Annotated in this window: 14 protein-coding genes and 1 other annotated feature; of the genes, 1 reads left to right on the forward strand and 13 read right to left on the reverse strand. The window is 44.0% G+C overall.

Annotation, left to right across the window (positions count from 1 at the left end):
- The 5 genes from D6853_RS11460 to D6853_RS11480 form a co-directional block, all read right to left on the reverse strand.
- Positions 1-2,789 (reverse strand): carbohydrate-binding protein (locus D6853_RS11460; RefSeq protein WP_120658149.1); only part of this gene is annotated, 2,789 nt, incomplete at its 3' end.
- Between the two features lie 268 nt (positions 2,790-3,057).
- Positions 3,058-4,215, reverse strand: coding sequence for a pyridoxal phosphate-dependent aminotransferase (locus tag D6853_RS11465; RefSeq protein ID WP_120658150.1), 1,158 nt, complete (start codon positions 4,213-4,215; stop codon positions 3,058-3,060).
- Positions 4,212-4,700, reverse strand: coding sequence for an Lrp/AsnC family transcriptional regulator (locus D6853_RS11470; RefSeq protein ID WP_120658295.1), 489 nt, complete (start codon positions 4,698-4,700; stop codon positions 4,212-4,214). The genes D6853_RS11465 and D6853_RS11470 overlap by 4 nt, the downstream gene beginning before the upstream one ends.
- Before the next feature lie 61 nt (positions 4,701-4,761).
- Positions 4,762-5,739: an AIR synthase-related protein gene (locus D6853_RS11475; protein WP_120658151.1), complete on the reverse strand. Its 978-nt coding sequence runs from the start codon at positions 5,737-5,739 to the stop codon at positions 4,762-4,764.
- A 27-nt stretch (positions 5,740-5,766) separates the two neighbouring features.
- The gene (locus D6853_RS11480) at positions 5,767-7,302 is read right to left on the reverse strand and encodes a VanW family protein (protein WP_120658152.1); all 1,536 of its coding nucleotides are present in this window, start codon (positions 7,300-7,302) and stop codon (positions 5,767-5,769) included.
- 73 nt (positions 7,303-7,375) lie between these two features.
- Here D6853_RS11480 and D6853_RS11485 point away from each other — a divergent pair, with 73 nt between their 5' ends.
- Positions 7,376-7,993, forward strand: coding sequence for a hypothetical protein (locus D6853_RS11485; RefSeq protein WP_120658153.1), 618 nt, complete (start codon positions 7,376-7,378; stop codon positions 7,991-7,993).
- Here D6853_RS11485 and D6853_RS11490 read toward each other — a convergent pair.
- The 8 genes from D6853_RS11490 to D6853_RS11525 form a co-directional block, all read right to left on the reverse strand.
- Positions 7,990-9,168 carry a galactokinase gene (locus D6853_RS11490; RefSeq protein WP_199713029.1) on the reverse strand — a complete coding sequence of 393 codons (1,179 nt, stop codon included), beginning with the start codon at positions 9,166-9,168 and terminating at the stop codon, positions 7,990-7,992. The genes D6853_RS11485 and D6853_RS11490 overlap by 4 nt on opposite strands.
- A gap of 16 nt (positions 9,169-9,184) precedes the next feature.
- Entirely contained in the window at positions 9,185-10,351 is a 1,167-nt protein-coding gene (locus D6853_RS11495) for a toxic anion resistance protein (protein ID WP_120658154.1), read from the reverse strand.
- A 24-nt stretch (positions 10,352-10,375) separates the two neighbouring features.
- Positions 10,376-11,536, reverse strand: a complete 1,161-nt coding sequence (locus D6853_RS11500; RefSeq protein ID WP_120658155.1) for a 5-bromo-4-chloroindolyl phosphate hydrolysis family protein — start codon at positions 11,534-11,536, stop codon at positions 10,376-10,378.
- 134 nt (positions 11,537-11,670) lie between these two features.
- Complete coding sequence (locus D6853_RS11505; protein WP_120658156.1) at positions 11,671-14,151, reverse strand: glycogen/starch/alpha-glucan phosphorylase; 2,481 nt, start codon at positions 14,149-14,151, stop codon at positions 11,671-11,673.
- 164 nt (positions 14,152-14,315) lie between these two features.
- Entirely contained in the window at positions 14,316-17,507 is a 3,192-nt protein-coding gene (gene ileS, locus D6853_RS11510) for an isoleucine--tRNA ligase (protein WP_120658157.1), read from the reverse strand.
- Positions 17,508-17,547: 40 nt separating this feature from the next.
- Positions 17,548-17,791, reverse strand: a binding site (T-box leader).
- Between the two features lie 53 nt (positions 17,792-17,844).
- Positions 17,845-18,777: an ABC transporter ATP-binding protein gene (locus D6853_RS11515; protein ID WP_120658158.1), complete on the reverse strand. Its 933-nt coding sequence runs from the start codon at positions 18,775-18,777 to the stop codon at positions 17,845-17,847.
- Positions 18,761-19,897: an ABC transporter ATP-binding protein gene (locus tag D6853_RS11520; protein WP_120658159.1), complete on the reverse strand. Its 1,137-nt coding sequence runs from the start codon at positions 19,895-19,897 to the stop codon at positions 18,761-18,763. Before D6853_RS11520 ends, D6853_RS11515 begins: the two co-directional genes overlap by 17 nt.
- A 5-nt stretch (positions 19,898-19,902) precedes the next feature.
- Positions 19,903-20,961 carry an ABC transporter permease gene (locus tag D6853_RS11525; protein ID WP_120658160.1) on the reverse strand — a complete coding sequence of 353 codons (1,059 nt, stop codon included), beginning with the start codon at positions 20,959-20,961 and terminating at the stop codon, positions 19,903-19,905.
- Position 20,962: the final 1 nt, after the last annotated feature.

A 20,962-nucleotide genomic window follows, 5' to 3' on the forward strand; every position in this document is an offset into this window, starting at 1 on the left:
CCCTTTGAAAGGTCTACATTCTTTGCTACTGCATATCCGTTCTTGTTGATAAGTACAGACTGCTTGTTAGGTGCAAGTAATGCAGAACTCAACTCAGCAGAATCCTCTGCCTCAACCTTCTGGTAAGGATTTACTGTTCCACTTACAGGAGGCTCTACTACAGGAGGCTGCTCTACTGTTCCGTCTGCTGCTGTTGCCTGCCAATAGTCTAATGTGATGCTTCCATCCATTACATCTACGAAGTAGAGGTCATGTGTTCCTGTTACGCTCGCTGTGGTATTGAAGTTCAGCTCTTTCGCTTCTGTTCCTACCATGAACATTGCGATGCGCTCTCCGTCAGCCTTATCAAGTCTTACTTCCAGTCTGCTTCCTGCACTTGCTCTTGCCATAACTGTAAGTGCTGATATGCCCTTTGAAAGATCTACATTCTTTGCTACTGCATATCCGTTCTTGTTGATGATCACTGACTGCTTGTTAGGTGCAAGCCTTGCATCGCTAAGCTCTGCAGATGCTTCTGCCTCAACCTTCTGGTAAGGATTTACTGTTCCACTTACAGGAGGCTCTACTACAGGAGGCTGCTCTACTGTTCCTGAAGCTGCTGTTGCTGTCCAAGAATCTACTGTTATACCTGTTCCGGTCGCAGATACAAGATAAATGTCATGTGTTCCGGTGAGATTCATAAGTGCTGAAGTCTTTTTAGCAGCTACTGTATCACCACTGATCATGATGCTTGCAAGAAGTGCTCCGTCAGCCTTATCTACTCTCATCTCAAGCTTTGCGGGCGTCTTTGATCCGGATTTAACCGTGATCTCTGATACGCCATTTGAGAAGTTTACATTTCTCGCGATCACATAACTGCCTGCGTTAAGTAATGTTATACCATCTTTCTTGGGTGTTACCATTACATTGCTTGACATATCGTCTTTTGTAGCTGTTTCTGTCTCAACTGAAGCATAAGGATTAACTCCGCCGCTTACAGGAGGCTCTACTACAGGAGGCTGCTCCACTGTTCCTGAAGCTGCTACTGCCTGCCAAGCATCAAGTGTTACTGATCCGCCCTTTGCTTCAAAGTAAATGTAATGATTTCCGGTAATGCTTGAGGAAACCTTAAGTTCGGTTGCCTTACTCATGTCTGTTCCAAGGTCTACCGATCCTATAGGTGTTAATGAATCATCGACATAAACATTTAACTTTGTTCTAGGTGCTGATGATCTTGCATATACATTGAAGGATGAAAGTCCCTCTGAGAAATCAAGATTGTTGATACGGATATATCCATCAGCGTTGATCACAACTGACTTTCCACCTGCAGGTGCTGCCATTGCATTAACAAACAATGAAGCATCGGCTGTCTCTGCCTCGGTCTTCACGTAAGGGCTAACACCACTGCTTACAGGAGGTTCTACTACAGGAGGCTGCTCCACTGTTCCCTGACCTGCTTCTGCCTGCCAAGTATCAATGTTTATTCCTGAACCTTTTACTGCTACAAAGTAAAGAGTGTGCTTTCCGCTAACATCAGCTAATGCGGAAGTCTTGATCTCTTTTGCCTCTGTCGCAACTCTAACTGTAGCGATCTTCTCACCGTCAGCTTTATCTAATCTGATCTCAACTACAGAAGCCACTTTTGCTCCGGCTTTAACTGTAAATGAAGAAACACCGCTTGAAAGATTTACATCCTTTACAGCAAAATATCCGCCTTCTGTAAGGATGTTTACGGATGCACCCATAGGTGTAACCATTGCATCTTTCTTCTCGTCTACATAATCCTTAGCCGCTACTGTGGTATAAGGATTTACGCCGCCACTTACCGGAGGCTCAACCACAGGAGGCTGCTCCACTGTTCCTGTTCCCTCAGATGCTTCCCATGCATCGAGCTGAACAGAACCGCCTGCTGCCTTGAAATATACATCGTGCTTTCCTGAAAGAGCTGATGAAACTTCAAGTGTTGCTGCTGAAGTCATGTCTGTGCCGATATTGATCTCACCAACCAATGTGTCGGTTCCATCCACATAGACACCGAGCTTAACTCTGGGCTGTGTTGACTTTGCATATACTTTTACTTCTGAAACACCCTTTGAGAAATCTACATTCTTGGCAATGACATATCCGCCATCATCAATAAATACAGACTCTTTATTGGGTACGATCTTTGCGCTTACTCTTTCAGCAGAATCTTCTGCCTCAACCCTTTCGTAAGGATTAACCATTCCAACCTGAGAAGGTTCGGGTTCATCCGGAACATCGGGAACGTCGGGCTGATCCGGAACTTCCGGCTGATCAGGCTGTTCAGGCTGATCCGGTGTCTCCGGTTCATCAGGCTCTTCTGATGTAGAGCCGGGCTCTGCTGTCCAGCTGTCTACAAGGCATGATCCTGCGACGTTTACAAAAGCAATGGCATCTAAATCATCTATGCCTGATACAGATACGCTGAATTCATCAAATCCGTCGGTGGCTTTATACTTGATGTTTCCAATCTTGTCTCCATCTTTTCCACCTTTACGAAGTTCAATGACTCCCGTCTCTTCTGCTTTAATTTTTAAAGTTATCTTTGAGACTCCCTGTGAGAAATTCACAGATTGTGTAGAAAAATAGTCCCCACTCTTGAGATTTACTGCTGTAACGTCATACTCGTCTGTGACAGTTCCTTGATGATCGTGATCGAAATCAAGTTCTGCTTCGACTGCTCCGTACGGTCTGATCTGCGGTGCAGCAATTACCGGCACCCCCTGTGCCATAATTGTTCCTGCTGCCAGCGCCGTACTTAAAACTACTGATAGCTTTCTTTTCATTAAACGTTTCACCCCCTTGATTTAATGTAATGAACTTTTAGTAATTCCCCTTAAACGTTTAAGCTATTTTTATTGTAACAACAAAATATTTTTGTGCACAATGTGCAAATCTGCACAAAAATTAATCTTCAAAATAGCAATGATTACTTAACAAAAGCCTTTTTGTTAAGTAAAAACTCAACAAACGCGGATTTTTTCGTAATTGTAAAAACCCCCAGAATGTTTTTATAACATTCCGGGGGTTTGTGAATTTTACTTAATTATTAAATTAGAGCTTGGATATAAAATTCTCCAGCCTTTCCATAGCTGCCTTTAAATTTTCGACTGAATAAGCATATGAAATCCTTATGTAGCCCTCTCCGCAACCACCAAAAGCTGTTCCGGGAACTACAGCAAGCTTCTCCTCTTTAAGAAGCCTTGTACAGAATTCTTCGCTGCTCATTCCGAACTTCTTGATAGATGGAAATACGTAAAATGCGCCGTACGGCTCAAAACAGGGAAGTCCGATCCTCTCAAATTCATTAAGAAGATATCTTCTTCTGTGATTGTACTGCTCTCGCATCATCTTAACGTCATCGTCGCCGTTCTTAAGCGCCTCTATAGCAGCGTACTGGCTGGTTGTCGGTGCGCACATGATAGCAAACTGATGAATCTTGACCATCTGACTCATGATCTCTTCGGGACCGCATGCGTAACCAAGTCTCCAACCGGTCATAGCATATGCTTTGGAGAAACCGTTTATCAAAATGGTCCTCTCCTTCATGCCGGGCAAGGAAACAATAGATACATGCTTTCCGTTATAGGTAAGCTCAGAATATATCTCGTCGGAGATCACATAAAGATCTTTTTCAACAACAACCTTTGCTATTGCTTCAAGGTCCTCTTTTCCCATAACTGCTCCCGTAGGATTGTTAGGGAAAGGAAGTATCAAGATCTTGGTCTTGTCCGTGATCTTGTCGAGCACCTCCTGTGCTGTAAGTCTGAACTCATTCTCAACCTTAAGTTCTATGATAACGGGCTTGGCATCTGCAAGTATTGCGCAGGGTTCGTATGAAACATAGCTGGGCTGAGGAATAAGCACCTCATCACCGGGATCTACCATTGCACGAAGCGCAAGGTCTATTGCTTCCGAACCGCCTACCGTAACAAATATTTCTTTTATGGGATCGTAGGTGACTCCCTGAGTTCTTTTTATATAATTGGATACTTCCTGTCTGAGTTCTTTTAATCCGGAGTTTGATGTATAGAAGGTTCTGCCTTTTTCGAGAGAATAGATACCCTCATCTCTTATATGCCATGGCGTGTCAAAATCAGGCTCGCCGACACCTAATGAAATAGCGCCTTCTGTCTCCTGGACAATGTCAAAAAACTTTCTTATACCGGAAGGTTTAATATCTACAACCTTTTTTCCTATAGGATTTCTCATGGCGTTATTATCTCCCTTGTGTCTTCATACTTCTTGGTAAGGATGGTTCCGTGATCCTTGTATTTCTTTAAGATGAAATGCGTAGCGGTGCTAAGAACCGTATCCAAAGTGGCAAGCTTGTTATTAACAAAGCCCGCTACCTCCTGTAAAGACTTTCCTTCAAGGATAACCATGAGGTCAAAACCGCCGCTCATAAGGTAAACGCTTGTAACCTCGGGATACTTGTAGATTCTCTCAGCAATGCTGTCAAATCCAAGTCCTCTCTGAGGTGTAACCTTAACCTCGATAAGAGCGTTAACTTTCTCTATCTCTGTCTTGGACCAATCAACCATTGTGTGATATCCGCAGATAACACCCTCTTCTTCAAGAGCCTTGAGTTCATTGGCGACAGCTATTTCATCCGCACCGATCATTACACTAAGCTCATGTACATCGATACGGCTATTCTTCTCTATGATTCTTAAGATTTCTTCTCTTGTACCCATATTCATCACTCCTCTTTTCTATTCTCTCCGCTAACTATAATACTAGGTAGGAAGAAACAAATCAACAAACAACCTTGTGTATCTCATCAGGCTGCGGAAGCTCCAAGAATCTGCTCTCATCCGCATTTACTATTATCCTGTCGTTCCCGCTCTCTAATGTTCCGATAACGAAAGCGGCACATCCCACCTCATTAAGGGCGGCGACCATGCTCTCTCCATCAGTCGTTGCTATCAAAAGAGCTCCTCCCGACAATAATCTGTACGGATTGATCTCGTAGAACTCGCAGATTTCTATTGTTTCCTGTCTGACGGGAATATGCTTAAGATCCACATTCAGTCCGGTTCCCGCTCGCTCCGCCATCTCCCAAAGTCCGGCAAAAATGCCTCCGTTTGAAAGATCGTGAACGGCTATGGCTCCGGACTTTATGGCGACTGCAGCCTCTTTCGCCACAAATGCATAACTCTTAAAATCTATCGCATCATCTATAAACGAAGCAGGATATTTGGATGTCAGTTCTTTCTTGCCCGCCTTCGCTATTATTGCGGTTCCCTCAAGTCCTACCCAATTGGTTACTACAAGTGACAGCCCCGCTTTGAGTGCTTTGTTTTTGCCTGCTAAATGCTTATCCTCTTTTGTTCCCACCGCGGTCACTGTTATGACAGGGCTCTTTACGGCCGCGGATACTTCGGTATGTCCGCCTGCATATATAACATCGCATACCTTGCAGGCTTCAATGCTATCCTTTATTATCTGCTTTAATTTCTTTTCCTCGGTATCGGGATCAAGAATGATTGCCACAACAACATGATCGGGCTTAAGTCCCTGTGAGACCAAGCCGTTAACCGCCTTGATCACGGCATAAAAACCGGCATCCTCCACATCAAGCGTAAAAGAATGCGTTACAGAAAAAGCATTTTCAGAATCAGAAAAAGCGCAGTCTGTCCCTACAGCTGCGCTTACTCTTTCTTTAAATTCGGTCTTTATCGGTTTTAGTACGGAACGCTTTAAAGCGTTCTCGGATAATTTACCTATTTTCATGCCTTTTTAAAAAGGTCCTTTTCTTTATCACTCTTCGGGCGCAGGCTCTTCCTGAGGAGTATTGGCTGCATCTATTGCATCCTGCGCTGCCTGGTAAGCTGCTTCCGATCCTTCGGAACTTTCAGAATCCTTGGCAGCTCTGAGAGCTCCTGCTACTGCCTTGATCGTTCCAAGATCGCCCGTTGCTATGGCGTTGTTAAGCTTAGCCATGTCATTACCGTCAGCTCCCGATGTGCCCACGGAAATAATCCTGGGAACCATCTTATAAGTACTGGAATTTACTACCTCGCTGGTCTTCTGACCGTTCTCTGTCACTGTCTTAATGAGCTTAGCCTTAATACCGACGTGTGCAGACTGTACTCCGACATGTCCGAGTGCCTGTCCGCCATCCGTTACGATCTGATCCGCGGAAGGAGATGTCTGCTCTATTGTCTCACTCTGATAAGAAACTGTTCTTCCCGCAGGTCTTGTCTCATGTCCGTAAATATTGAACGTGATGTGCTTGTCGGTTGTTGTATAGCCTTCGATGTAGATTGGCGCATCAGTATTATTTACAAATCTGAAGTTCTTACCGCCCGACTCCGCGATGGCAGCATCAGCTGAGTAAGCAACATAATTAACTACCATTGAATGGTTGTGTCTTTCGGTAACCTCAAGCTCCGCAAGAAGTACAGCATTGTACAGTGTTGTGGACACCTGACAGATACCGCCGCCCAAGCTGGGAACAACTACACCGTTAAGGTATGAACCCGCTTCAAAATAACCGTTTTCCACAGTAAACGGAGTTATGGCATCAAGTACGTTGAATTCCTGTCCGGGATAAACCGTAGCTCCATTAATATGCGAACAACCATTGGCAAGATTGGCACTTCTTGCTGCATTGGATGATTTATAGCTGGTCGTAAATGAACCAAGAACATCTTTTACCTTGGAAAGCTCTTCTGTGCTTCCCAAAGGCTCATCTGCGTTAATTGTAAGTGCAAGAGCCTCGCCGCTTCCTACCTTGCCGTCTTTAACATAGGTCTTGATAAGCTCGGCGGACGCAGCTGTATCTACAAGATATCCTGTCTGTCCTTCGGTTATCTCAAATCCATCCGCACCTTTTTTAAGACCGAAATTAATGGTCTCTCTGTTAAAATTCTTGGCGCAGTTATCAAGAACCGCCGTTACGGCCTCGTCGTTAAATCCGTACTCTATATCAAAATTATAATTGTTGACCTCAAGATCCTTGATCGCCTTGTATCTCGCGATAACATTTCCTTCGTGTCCGAGAGCATAAGCCTCTTCAACAACGTCTCTGTTATCCCAGGAAACTCCCAGCTCAGAACCTGTAATAGTGAGCTGCTGATCTTCTTCTCCCGTTAATGAGATCTCTGCCTCAAGCAGATTGTTAAAGTAGTCTTCCACCGCCGCGGTCGCCTGTTCAACAGTCATTCCCGACACATCAATATTTCCGATGCTGACCCCTTTTGCGATTGTCTTTTCCGCAGCAATTACAGGTGCTGAGGGAATTAAAAACGCCAGTAAGAAAAAGAGGCAAATCCCTCCAAATAGTTTTTTCATAATGCTTCCTCTGTGCTATTATGTTCTTATATTATTAACTTAAAAAGCCTTGATCACTGAAAGGATATTATAGATGAAATTCCCATTTTTCGCAAGCTTCGTTGTAGTAGCAATTTTTTTTAATATCAGTATGCGCAGAGTCTCAAGAAAAGAAGAAGCAAGAGAGGCCGAATTCTGGCAAAAAGAACGCGAAGCCAATAATGTCAGGAAAAAGAGTCTCGAAAATCTTGACTATATCCACATCCCTATCGATATTCTTCCGTTTGATACTGCAGGCGACAATACCACCTTAAAAGAAGCAGAGAAAAATGTTCTTGAACTTAAAGACGAGAAAATAGTTAATCTTACGGGAATTACAAACACTGACCTCAAGCTTGAATACGGAACAGCCAATATCACAGAACTGTCCAAATACGATCAGAATTACACTTCACTTGTATGTGCTCTTCAGGATTGGGGAAAAGAATTATATAATCTCGGAAGATATGAAGATTCTGCCAAGGTGCTTGAGTTTGCGGTCAAGACAAGATCTGACGTGACCGCAACCTACAAGCTTCTTGCAGATATGTACAGAACCAAGCTTGGTCTCAATGAAGAAGAGATAAAAAGAAAAATTGAGGGACTTATTCCCATTGCAAAAAATCTTAATTCTCTCAGCAAAAAGAACATCTTGGCATTACTTGAAAATTAGATAACGCAAGGGCCTCCGCCTATTTCTACAATATAGAAGGTGGCTTCGTATCCGATCTTTTTAAGATAGTTTTCTCCGACTGTCTTAATGAAATTGTCTACAGCTTCATCTTTTACGATTGAAACCGTACAACCTCCGAAGCCGCCACCTGTCATTCTTGATCCGATAACTCCGGGTATCTTCCACGCTTCCTCTGCAAGCGTATCTAGCTCTACTCCCGTAACATCATAGTCATCACGGAGAGATTCATGTGATGCTCTCATAAGTTTACCGAACTCATCGAGATTACCTGCCTTAAGAGCCTTGACTGCATCAATCGTTCTCTGATTCTCATATACGGCATGTTTAGCCTTCTTTTGCATATCGGGATCCGTCAAAAGAGCTTTATGCTCCTCAAACTCTTCCGGAGTAAGATCGCCAAGTCCTTTTATGTCCAAGCTCTTTTGAAGTATCGCAAGTGCATCCTCACACATTTTTCGTCTTGCGTTGTACTGCGAATCCGTAAGCTTATGCTTTTTATTGGTGTTTGCGATAACAATCTTTGCACCCTTTAATACAATAGGCGCATATTCATAGGAAAGATCCGCGGTATCAAGGAATATCGCATTGTTCTCTTTGCCCATCGCGGAAGCAAACTGATCCATGATTCCACAGTTGCAACCGTTGTAATTGTTCTCCGAATACTGGCCGATAAGCGCAATATCCTGATTGGAAACTTCAAATCCATACAGATCTCTTAAAATAAATCCTGTAAGCACCTCTAGAGACGCTGATGATGAAAGTCCCGATCCGTTTGGAATATTTCCGTAAATAGCCATATCAAAGCCTGTATCAAGCTTCTTTCCTCTTTTTTCAAAAGCCCATACAACGCCCTTGGGATAATTGGTCCATCCCGCTTCATCGGATGGCTTTAGATCATCGAGAGATGTCTCTATAACACCTGCGCTTTCGATATTTACAGAATAAAATCTAAGCTTGTTGTCATTCCTCTTAGAAACAGCGGCGTATGTTCCTATGGTCAGTGCGCACGGAAATACATGCCCGCCGTTATAATCCGTATGTTCCCCGATTAAATTAACCCTTCCCGGAGCGAAATATGTCTTTATTTCACCTCCATCCGGAAATACCTTGTTAAAAGCGTCTATTACCGCTTTTTTGATGTCCTGATCGATCATTGTAACCCCCTACCCCTTAGTTCTTGGCAGCTTCGATAAGCTTATCCTTAAGCTGATTCTCGATCTGAGTAAGCTCAAGCTCTGCCTCGCGACGTCTTGCCTTACCGTCGGTCTGGATCTTAAGAACTTCATCGAGAGTTGTAATAAGAGTCTCGTTGGTATGCTTAAGTGTCTCGATATCAACGATTCCTCTCTCTGCTTCCTTGGCGCTCTCGATGGTAGCAACCTTGAGAGCGTCTGCATTCTTCTTAAGAAGCTTGTTGGTCATATCGTTAACTTCGCGCTCAGCCTGAGCTGCCTGAGTTGAATGCTCGATTCCGATAGCGATGACCATCTGGTTCTTCCAAAGAGGAATCGTGTTAACTATAGTAGACTGAATCTTCTCTGCCATAACGGTATCGGAACTCTGTACCATACGGATCTGAGGACCTGTCTGCATAGCTATTGTTCTTGTAAGCTCAAGATCATAGATCTTCTTCTCAAATCTGTCGCACTTATTGGCAAAATCCTTGGCTTTCTCCGCATCCTCGGGAAGACCTGACTCCTCAGCCTTCTTCTGAAGCTCAACAAGAGTTGTGGTTCTCTCTTCTTCAAGTCTCTTCTTTCCTGCAAGAATGTACATTGAAAGCTCTTTGTAGTAGTTAAGATTAAGATCATACATCTTGTCGAGGATATCAACGTCCTTCATAAGTGTGATCTGATGTCTTTCAAGCTCTTTACTGATAGTCTGAACGTTGGTCTCAACCTTGTTGTACTTAGCCTTCATTGCCTCAAACTTGTTTGCACCCTTCTTGAAAAATGCAAATAAGCCTTTTTCATCCTCGGCAATCTCGAAGCTCTTAAGCTGAGTAACAAGATCGGTGATCATATCACCAACTTCGCCCATATCCTTTGTCTTTACGTTATCAAGTGCCTTCTCTGAAAAATCCGCAAGCTTTTTCTGTGTTCCGACGCCATAGTTCATTATTCCTGCTGAATTGGCTATATCGATCTGCTTGCTGAATTCCTCAACCTGCTTAAGTTCCTCCGGAGAAAGCTGTGCCTCCATAGCGACATTGCCGTTATCTTTAGCTTCTTCCTTGGGAGCTTCCTGCGTTGCTGTAGCAGCTGCGGTTGCCGTTCCCTCCCCAAAAGTAAGTGTAGGTGCAGCGGGAGCTGCATCAAAGTTAAATTCCTCGCCCATCATTTCCTCCTGATTATGTATTTCTTATTCGCTCTTCATCTGCATGGCAACTCCTTGCCCTTCTGCAGTAAGTCCGTCCTGTGCCATCATTGTCTTCATAACGGAGATATCCGAAGAAATATCCCACGCCATATCCTGAAACAGGCTGTCCAAAAGATTCTCAAACGCTTCGTTGATCGTATCCATGGCATCACTGATCTCAGCCTTGGTCTTGGTTACGTTATCCAGATCGGGTTGCTTTTCAAGCTCGATATATGCGGATAAAAGCTTCTTGGTTGTCGGAAGATAATAATCCATAAGCTTGTGAAGTTCGTCAGCGCTCTCGGGATTCTTGCGAACCTGAGCAAAGATCTTGTTCATGATCTCTTCCAAACGATACAACTTATCTGACATCTCTTCCGTATCGGGAATCTTGTCATTGATCGTTCTGACAAACTTAATGTATTCCGTTCCGTCGCCTAATATATCTTTTGCCGTTCCGGGAAGTCCTGCTTCCTGTCTTGCTTTCTTATTGGCCTCTTCAAGCTCTTTTCTTTCTCTCTCGACTCTGTCCTTTTCAGCCCCAAGATACATCTGATAAGCGTTGTCCGTTATCATGCAGGTCTTTTCGGTTGCGTCGAGTCTTGCTCTAGGAAGATACCCCTCCTTGATCAGTTTTTTTATGTCCTTAAGAACCGCCTCGTCACTTTTAAGGCACCTTTGCGCAAGTGCGCTGATATCAAAATACTCAACCGTTCCGAGCACTCTTCCGTAATCATAATATTTCTTGGTAAGCTTATGCTTCTTGGCACCTCTATGTATAACAAAGCACATCATTCCAAAAATTGCGCCCAATGCTATTGCTGCCGGCGTTGCACCCATGATAAATGTAAAAAGAGCACCGACTCCGGCTATTGCACCGAAGAAACTTCCGAAAAAAACACTTAAAAAACCCTCGGATCTGTTTACCCTCTTTTGTAAAAAAGGAATCTGTCTCTGTATCCTTGCAGCATTATACTGCTGCCTGTATACTCTGCCCTGACCTCCGCTTGAATATATCGTATGTTTAGGTATCGAAACCGACTTAACACTTCTTGTGATATCCGAAGCAAGTTTACTGTAATCGTTACTGTCAATTGCGGCCGAAACGCTTTTTAGTATATCCTTGCCTACATCTACAAGCTCATCTTGTATATTTTTCGCCATATAATTACTAATCCTCCAACAGCCGATTACAATAAGTAAATCAGCGATAAAACGTATCTAATATTTTACAGTAAAAAAAATCAAAAAACAACGCCTCAACAGTAGTAGTCGAGGCGTTTTTATACTTTTTTTACTTACTTGATATCCACTTTGAGCTTATCGAGGTGCCATACCTCATCAACATACTCTTTTATAGTTCTGTCAGACGAGAATTTACCGCAGCTTGCAGTGTTAAGAAGTGCCATCTTCGCCCAGCGTTTCTTATCGGAGTATGCATCCGAGATTCTCTTCTGTGCTTCCAGATAGGACTCAAAATCTTTTAAGATAAAGTACTGATCTGCTTTGCTTGAATTCTGCGTATTGAGAAGGCAGTTGTATAAAGGTCTGAACAGTTCCTTATCTTTGGAGAACGTTCCGTCAACAAGCATATCAAGAACCGTCTTTACATTAGGATCGCTGTTGTAGATATCCATCGGATTATAGTTTCCGTTCTTTTCGTAATCCATAACTTCCTGAGAAGTAAGTCCGAAGATAAACGCATTTTCTTCTCCGACTTCATTTACGATCTCTACATTCGCTCCGTCCAGTGTTCCGAGTGTAACAGCACCGTTTAACATCATCTTCATGTTACCTGTTCCGGACGCCTCTTTACTTGCTGTCGATATCTGCTCGGATACATCGGCTGCTGCAAAGATAAGCTCTGCATTAGATACTTTGTAATCTTCTATGAATACGACTTTTATCTTTCCGCCGATACTCTTGTCGTTATTAACAACGTCGGCCACTGCGTTTATAAGCTTGATCGTAAGCTTCGCGGTAAGATAACCGGCTGCTGCCTTTGCTCCGAAGATATAAGTCTTCGGATAGAAGTCCTGTCCGGGATGACTCTTAATATCATGGTACTTATAAATTACCTGAAGGATATTGAGGAGCTGACGTTTATATTCATGAAGTCTTTTTACCTGAACATCAAATATGGACTTGGGATCGACCTTAACGCCGTTGTGCTCAAGGATATAAGCCGCAAGTCTCTCCTTGTTCTTGAACTTGATATCCATGAACTCTTCCTGAGCCTTCTTGTTATCTGCAAAGTCTTTTAGCTTGGACATCTGAGAAAGATCGACGATCCACTCGTCTCCGATCTTCTTGGTGATCCATTCCGCCAAAAGAGGATTTGCATGCATAAGGAATCTTCTCTGAGTGATACCGTTGGTCTTGTTATTGAACTTCTCGGGCATCATCTCATAGAAATCCTTGAGCTCTCTTTGCTTAAGAATCTCAGTATGGAGCTTGGCAACACCGTTTACGGAATGCCCGCCCACGATCGCAAGATGAGCCATCTTAACCTGATTGTCATAGAGTATAGCCATACTTCTTATCTTGGCTTGAACGTCGATTCCCGCCTGATTGGTGTACTTACGCATGATCTGATCGACAAATCTTCTGTTTATCTCATCAACTATCTGATAGATTCTCGGAAGAAGTCTCTGGAACAGGTCAACAGGCCATTTCTCCAGCGCCTCCGACATTATCGTATGGTTTGTATAGCAGCAGGTCTTTAATGTAACATCCCATGCTTCGTCCCATGAAAGGAAATATTCATCCATCAAAAGACGCATGAGCTCCGCAACTGCCACCGTCGGATGCGTATCATTCAGCTGAAATACAGCCTTTTCGTAAAACTTCTTGATATCCTTGTGGTTTCTTAAATATCTCTTCAGCGCAGTCTGAACAGAAGCGGAGATAAAGAAATACTGCTGCTTTAATCTCAGCTCTTTTCCCGCGATATGATTGTCATTGGGATACAGAACTTCACAGAGCTGGCTTGCAAGGTTCTCCTGCTCGACAGCCTTCTGATAATCACCCTTGTCAAAAGAGTCAAGGTGGAAGCACTGTACAGGCTCGGCCCCCCAGATCCTAAGTGTGTTGACTACGCCGTTTCCGTAGCCGACGATAGGAAGATCGTAAGGAACAGCCTTAACCACTTGATAGCCTTCCTGTTTAAACAAGGTTCTTCCCTTGTCATCGGTATACATGTTTACGTATCCGCCAAATTTGACTTCTTTTTCGTATTCGTTTCGTCTAAGCTCAAAAGGATTACCGTTCTCAAGCCAGTTGTCAGGCGCTTCAACCTGATAACCATCCACGATTTTTTGCTTAAACATACCGTATTTGTAGCGTATTCCACAGCCGTAAGCCATGTAGCCAAGCGTGGATAATGAGTCAAGGAAGCAAGCCGCAAGTCTTCCAAGACCTCCGTTTCCAAGCGCAGGATCGGGTTCCTGATCTTCGATCAGGTTAACATCTATTCCGAGCTCATCAAGAGCCTCTTTTACCGGCTTATAAGCCTGAAGATTGATAAGATTGTTGCCAAATGCCCTTCCCATAAGGAATTCCATAGACATATAGTAGACAATCTTAACGTCCTGCTCAGATGCCGCCTTCTGCGTAGTCATCCAATGGTCGACAATGGCATCCTTGATAGCGTAAGCAGCCGCCTGGTATATTTCCTGAGGCGTTGCCTCTTCCATAGTCTTTCTGTACAGAGTCTTTACGTTGTATAGCACACTGCGCGTAAACAATTCTTTGTCAAAAGATAACTGTTTCTTCTTCATGCGATGCGCCCTCCTTAGCTGTTGCAAACGTATACCTATCAATATTTTACCGCAAAACAGTTAATAATCAAACTATTTCGTGATACCAAAAAGAGGACTCCGCTTAGGAAGCGGAATCCTCTTTGATTCACTTGATAAAAGTATAGTACTTAAGGCTATATTTATCAAACCTTTTCTACGCCGATAGTAACCTTCTCGCCGTTGATATCCCATTCTTTTGCATTGGCAACGTCTGTGCCGAATACGATCTCGTTGGCAAGTACCTTGGTTGCAATGCTGTCGTTGTTGGCCTTAACGATCTCGGCAAGCTTGTCGTTACCGTTAAGTGAAACCTTGATGTGATCCATAACTTCGAAGTCTGAATCCTTACGCATTGTCTGGATCTTACTGATAATTTCGAGAACAAAACCTTCCTTGATAAGCTCTTCTGAAAGATTTGTATCAAGCACAACTGTGATTCCCCAGTTCTCCTGAGAAATGAAGCCTTCCTTCTGAGCGATCTCGATAAGGAGATCTTCCTTAACGAGCTCAACATCAACGTCGTTTACGTTAAACTTGATGCTGCCGTTAGTATTAAGCTCATCCATTGTAGCGTTACCGTCAAGACCTTCAAGATATGCCTTGATAGCTCCGATGTTCTTGCCGTATTTAGGTCCGAGTGTCTTAAGCTGAGGCTTGAAGCTGTAGCTTGTAAAGTCGCGAACGTCATCCGTAAATGCAACATTCTTGACATTGAGCTCTTCTCTGATGATATCTGTGTAGAATTCACCAACAGTCTGCTCTGCCTTAACATACATCTGTCCGATAGGCTGACGGTTCTTGATGTTTGCTGCGTTTCTTGCAGCACGGCCGAGTACTACGATATCAAGAACTTCTTCCATATCCTTTTCAAGCTTCTCATCGATCATTGCCTGATCTACTGCAGGGAAATCGCAGAGGTGGATACTGATAGGAGCATCCGGGAAGCTTGTACGAACAAGATTCTGGTAAATTTCCTCAGTCATGAAAGGAACCATGGGCGCTGCTGCCTTGGAAATATTAACAAGTGCAGTGTAAAGAGTCATGTATGCAGAGATCTTATCCTGCTCCATTCCCTTTGCCCAGAATCTTTCTCTGCTGCGGCGAACGTACCAGTTGGACATCTCGTCAACAAAGTTATCAAGAGCCTTTCCTGCCTCAGGAATTCTGTAATTCTCAAGGTTCTCATCTACTGCTTTTACGCAGCTGTTAAGCTTACTGAGAAGCCATTTATCCATAACCGTGAGCTTATCGAGCTCAAGCTTGTAATTAGCTGCATCAAATCCGTCAATATTTGCATAAAGCACGAAGAATGCATATGTATTCCAAAGTGTTCCGAGGAACTTACGCTGTCCTTCCTGAACGGCATCACCTGAGAAACGGCTGGGAAGCCAAGGTGCACTGTTTACATAGAAGTACCATCTTATCGCATCTGCGCCGTACTTTGCAAGTGCATCGAAAGGATCAACCGCATTACCCTTGGACTTACTCATCTTCTGTCCGTTCTCATCCTGAACAAGTCCAAGAACGATAACGTTCTTAAAAGCAGGCTTGTTGAAAAGAAGTGTTGCCTCAGCATGAAGTGAATAGAACCAACCTCTTGTCTGATCTACAGCCTCTGAAATGAACTGAGCGGGGAACTGCTTCTCGAAAAGCTCCTTGTTCTCAAATGGATAGTGAAGCTGTGCAAAAGGCATTGCTCCTGAATCAAACCAGCAGTCGATAACCTCTTTTACGCGGTGCATCTTCTTGCCACACTTAGGACATGTGATCTCAAATTTATCAATATATGGTCTGTGAAGCTCGCAAGTCTCAGCAGAAGGATCTCCCGAAAGCTCTGCAAGCTCTTTTCTTGAACCAACGGAAAGCTGGTGGCCGCAGTCATCACACTCCCAGATATTAAGAGGAGTTCCCCAATATCTGTCACGTGAGATACCCCAGTCCTGAATATTCTCAAGCCAGTCTCCGAAACGTCCCTTACCGATTGACTCAGGGATCCAGTTGATCTCTTTGTTGTTACGGATAAGGTCGTCCTTAACTTCTGTAACCTTGATGAACCATGATGAACGAGCATAGTAAAGAAGTGGTGTTCCGCATCTCCAGCAGTGAGGATAATCATGCTCCATCTTAGGTGCTGAATAGAGAAGGCCTCTCTTATCAAGGTCTTTTAATACCTCGGGATCCGCACTGATCGCGCCCTCTTCCATTTCCTTCTGAGTGGGCTTACATCTCATGCCGCCGAAAGGAGTCTCGGGCTTAAGCTTACCTTCTGAATCTACCATTTGTACAAGAGGCGCATCGTACTTACGTCCTACACGAGCATCGTCTTCACCGAAAGCGGGAGCGATGTGTACGATACCTGTACCGTCTGACATTGTTACATATGTATCGCAATAGATAAAGAATGCCTTCTTGTGCTGCTTCTCAGCTTCATCTGCTGCGCACTGATACAAAGGCTCATATTCCTTGTACTCAAGGTCTGTTCCGACATATGATTCAAGAACTTCGTATGCCTTCTGTCCCTCTTCCTGGACAAGAGATCCGAGAACCTTGTCTGCAAGTGCCTCTGCAAGGTAATATACGTTGCCGTCTACAGCCTTAACCTTGATATATTTCTCATCGGGGTTAACGCAAAGACCGATGTTTGAAGGAAGTGTCCAAGGTGTTGTTGTCCATGCAAGGAAATATGCATCCTCGTCCTTAACCTTGAAGCGAACTACGGCTGTGCGCTCTTTCAAAAGCTTATAGCCCTGAGCAACCTCGTGCGATGAAAGAGGTGTGCCGCAGCGAGGGCAATAAGGAACTACCTTGAAGCCCTTGTAAAGGAGACCCTTTTTCCAGATCTCGTTAAGAGCCCACCATTCGGACTCGATAAAGTTGTCATCATATGTGATGTAGGGGTGCTCCATGTCAGCCCAGAAACCAACTGTGCCGGAGAAATCCTCCCACATTCCCTTATATTTCCAAACAGATTCCTTACATTTCTGGATGAAAGGCTCCATTCCGTACTCTTCGATCTGCTCTTTTCCGTCAAGACCAAGGAGTTTCTCAACCTCAAGCTCAACAGGAAGACCGTGTGTATCCCATCCTGCCTTACGAGGAACTGTATAACCTTTCATTGTACGATATCTGGGGATCATATCCTTGATCGCTCTTGTAAGAACGTGTCCGATATGAGGCTTACCGTTAGCTGTCGGAGGTCCGTCATAGAACATGTACATCTCACCCTTACTGCGAGTATCCACGCTCTTCTTGAAAACGTCCTCATCTTTCCAGAATTGTTCAATCTTTTTCTCTCTGCCGACAAAGTTCATGTCAGTTTCGACTTTGTTATACATTCCAAAACTCCTTTCAAAAAAATGAAGCCCCGTCCTTTGTAAAAAGGACGAGGCTAAATTATGTTCACTCGTTATACCACCTGTTTACACATACGCGCCATAGCCTAAGCATATGGTTGAATACGCTTCCCGGTAACGTCGGGATATACGTCAGAACCTACTGTCATTTCAGTCCCGCAGCTCAGAAGTGATTTTCGGAAGATCTTACTCGCACCGATTCGCACCAACCATCGGTTCTCTGAAAGCTTTCAAATACTGCCTACTGTCTTCGTCACAGCCTTTTTATTCTTAATAATGACATATCATACTACTAAACTTTTAATCGTGCAAGTCTGTTTTATGTCCAGGCCTTAAATTCCTCGTCGGTACACTTAACGTAATGAGTTCCGTCAACGAGATGCTCTGTACCCAGATCATAGTCTATGCCCGATGTCTTGTAGTCGTAATTAACGGATACTCTGTTCTTCTCGAACTCAGGGTTCGGTACGGGGATCGCAGACAAAAGACTCTTTGTATACGGATGGATAGGATTGCTGAATATCTCTTCCGTAGTACCCGTCTCAAGAAGATGACCCAAATGAAGTACACCGATCCTATCGGAAATGTACTTGACCATTGAAAGGTCATGTGCGATGAACAGATAAGCTGTTCCCGTTTCCTCCTGAATATCCTTCATAAGGTTAACAACCTGAGCCTGAATGGAAACATCAAGCGCAGAGATACACTCATCCGCAATAACAAGCTTAGGATTCTGGATAAGCGCTCTGGCGATACCTACACGCTGTCTCTGTCCACCGGAGAACTGATGAGGATATCTGTCCGCATGCTCCTTGGCAAGTCCTACCTTGGCAAGGATAGCTTCTATCTTTTCCTCTCTCTCCTGCTTGTTCTTATATGAATGATGGATATCAAGTCCCTCACCGATGATGTCCTTGATCTTCTTTCTGGGATTAAGGGACGCCATGGGATCCTGGAAGATCATCTGCATCTGCACTCTGAGCTTGTCTTTTGTGCTCTTTGAAAGCTTGCCGCTGATCACATTTCCGTCAAACGTAACCTTACCGGAAGTCGGATCATAAAGTCTTATGATGCTTCTTCCGATCGTCGATTTACCTGAACCCGACTCACCTACAAGGCCGTATGTCTCTCCGGGATAAACCTTAAAGCTTACATCGTTTACAGCCTTTACCGTGAACGTCTTGCTCACGGGAAAGTACTGCTTAAGTCCTTCTACTTCAAGAAGCGGTTTTTCATTATAATTTGCTGCCATTATTCTCCGCCTCCTTCTTCATTCTATCAATTCTTGCCTTGAGCTCCGCGGGCATCTCTACCTTGGGCGCCCTGGGATCAAGAAGCCATGTCGCCGCCTTGTGCGTTTCCGTTATCTCGAACATAGGCGGTTCTTTCTTGTCATCTATCTCAAGCGCATAAGCGTTTCTGGGCGCAAATGCATCTCCCTCTTTTTCGTGTAAAAGATTCGGAGGAGAGCCCGGAATTGTATAAAGCCTTGGCTCATCCGTATCAAGATCAGGCATTGCGGAAAGAAGTCCCCAAGTATAAGGATGTCTGGGATCATAGAAGATCTCATTGATGTTTCCGACTTCGACGATCTTACCCGCATACATTACGTTAACGTAATCCGCAACCTTTGCAACAACACCGAGGTCGTGAGTGATATAGATAACCGCAATGTTTCTTTCCTTCTGAATCTTCTTGATAAGCTCAAGTATCTTGGCCTGAATATTAACATCAAGCGCCGTTGTGGGCTCATCGCAGATAAGAAGATCGGGATTACATGAAAGAGCTATCGCGATAACTATTCTCTGTCTCATTCCGCCTGAAAGCTGATGAGGATACTGCTTCATTCTCTTCTCGGCATCTTCGATTCCAACCTCTTCAAGAAGCTTAACGGAACGGTTCCATGCATCCTTCTTATCGATCTTGTAGTGCCAGATCATACCTTCCATGATCTGCTTGCCGATTGACATTGTGGGATCGAGTGAAGTCATGGGATCCTGGAAGACCATTGCCATACGTCTTCCGTTGATATGCTTTCTGATCCATGCCTTGTCCATCTTGAGGATATCGGTCTCTTTCCACTGCGCATCCTTATCAAGATCGGGATCGTAATCAATTCCGCCCTTGTTGTCGCGGTATCTGTATATAATCTCTCCGCTGTTTATGGTAGCGTTCTTGGCAAGAATACCCATAGCCGCACGCATTGTAACAGACTTACCTGAACCCGACTCTCCAACGATGGCAACTGTTTCGCCCTGATAGAGATCAATGTTGATTCCGCGGATGGCATGAACTTTTCCTGCTGTTGTATCAAAAGTGATATCAAGATTCTTGATATCAAGAATTTTTTCTTTTTTCTTCTCTGTACTCATAGCGTTTACATCTCCTTAAGCTTGGGGTCAAGTGCTTCCCTAAGTCCATCGGCCACGAGGTTAAAGCTCAGCATCAAAAGAGCCATCACTATGATCGGAGGAATTATCTGATAAGGATGTGTCGTAAAGCTGTTAAATCCCTCTGAGATAAGTGATCCGAGTGAGCATCTCGGTACCGGAATTCCAAGTCCCACAAAGGAAAGGAATGCTTCGGTGAAAATAGCCGTAGGTATAGAAAACATAACCTGAGTAATGATAGGTCCGATAATATTGGGCAGGATCTCGCTGAAAATAATATGCATGCTTCCTGCGCCGAGTGTTCTTGATGCAAGAACGAACTCCTGCTCTTTAAGCTTAAGCATCTCAGCACGGGCGATCCTACTCATTCCCACCCACTCTGTAAGCATAAGAGCGATGATGATGGTGATCATTCCGGGCTTAAATACAAGGAGCAAAAGAGTCACGATAACAAGTCTGGGAATACCGTTGGCGATCTCAAGAATTCTCTGCATCACCATATCGACCTTGCCGCCGAAATATCCCGAAATAAGGCCATAGCTCATTCCGATGATCATATCGATGATAGCGGCCGCAACTGCGATGATAAGTGAAACCTGAGCACCTGACCAGGTTCTTGTCCAGATGTCTCTTCCGAAGTTGTCACTTCCGAACCAGTAGAAGGTATCGAGAAGCTTCTTTTCAAAATAATAGTTAACGGTCTTTGTTCCCGACGTTGTATTGATATTCTCATGCCCGTCGAAAAGGCCGGTGTATTCGATAATAGGTATTCTGGGCGCAAGGTTTTTCTGCTCCAGATTCTGTCCCGAATAGGTATAGGCATTCATTCCGGGACCTACAAATGCAAAGAAAGTAATTATAAGAACAAAAACAAGTCCGAATACCGCACTTCTTTTTCTTATAAAACGGGCAATAACTTCTTTCCAGAAGCTCTGTGACGCAAAGTTAGAATCCACTTCAATGTCCGCGTTGTTCTTTTTTAATACAAAATCCGCATCGGTAGGGATGTATTCGTTTTGGTTTAAAACCGCTGATTCATTTGACATA

The organism is Butyrivibrio sp. X503 (assembly GCF_003625475.1).
Classification (GTDB): Bacteria; Bacillota; Clostridia; order Lachnospirales; family Lachnospiraceae; genus Butyrivibrio.

Bases quoted from the DNA above. Each gene is read 5' to 3' on its own strand.
- D6853_RS11465 (WP_120658150.1), bottom strand. From the start codon at position 4,215: ATGAGAAATCCTATAGGAAAAAAGGTTGTAGATATTAAACCTTCCGGT.
- D6853_RS11475 (WP_120658151.1), bottom strand. From the start codon at position 5,739: ATGAAAATAGGTAAATTATCCGAGAACGCTTTAAAGCGTTCCGTACTA.
- D6853_RS11500 (WP_120658155.1), bottom strand. From the start codon at position 11,536: ATGGCGAAAAATATACAAGATGAGCTTGTAGATGTAGGCAAGGATATA.
- D6853_RS11525 (WP_120658160.1), bottom strand. From the start codon at position 20,961: ATGTCAAATGAATCAGCGGTTTTAAACCAAAACGAATACATCCCTACC.
- D6853_RS11480 (WP_120658152.1), bottom strand. From the start codon at position 7,302: ATGAAAAAACTATTTGGAGGGATTTGCCTCTTTTTCTTACTGGCGTTT.
- D6853_RS11470 (WP_120658295.1), bottom strand. From the start codon at position 4,700: ATGGGTACAAGAGAAGAAATCTTAAGAATCATAGAGAAGAATAGCCGT.
- D6853_RS11515 (WP_120658158.1), bottom strand. From the start codon at position 18,777: ATGGCAGCAAATTATAATGAAAAACCGCTTCTTGAAGTAGAAGGACTT.
- D6853_RS11520 (WP_120658159.1), bottom strand. From the start codon at position 19,897: ATGAGTACAGAGAAGAAAAAAGAAAAAATTCTTGATATCAAGAATCTT.
- D6853_RS11485 (WP_120658153.1), top strand. From the start codon at position 7,376: ATGAAATTCCCATTTTTCGCAAGCTTCGTTGTAGTAGCAATTTTTTTT.
- ileS (WP_120658157.1), bottom strand. From the start codon at position 17,507: ATGTATAACAAAGTCGAAACTGACATGAACTTTGTCGGCAGAGAGAAA.
- D6853_RS11490 (WP_199713029.1), bottom strand. From the start codon at position 9,168: ATGATCGATCAGGACATCAAAAAAGCGGTAATAGACGCTTTTAACAAG.
- D6853_RS11505 (WP_120658156.1), bottom strand. From the start codon at position 14,151: ATGAAGAAGAAACAGTTATCTTTTGACAAAGAATTGTTTACGCGCAGT.
- D6853_RS11495 (WP_120658154.1), bottom strand. From the start codon at position 10,351: ATGGGCGAGGAATTTAACTTTGATGCAGCTCCCGCTGCACCTACACTT.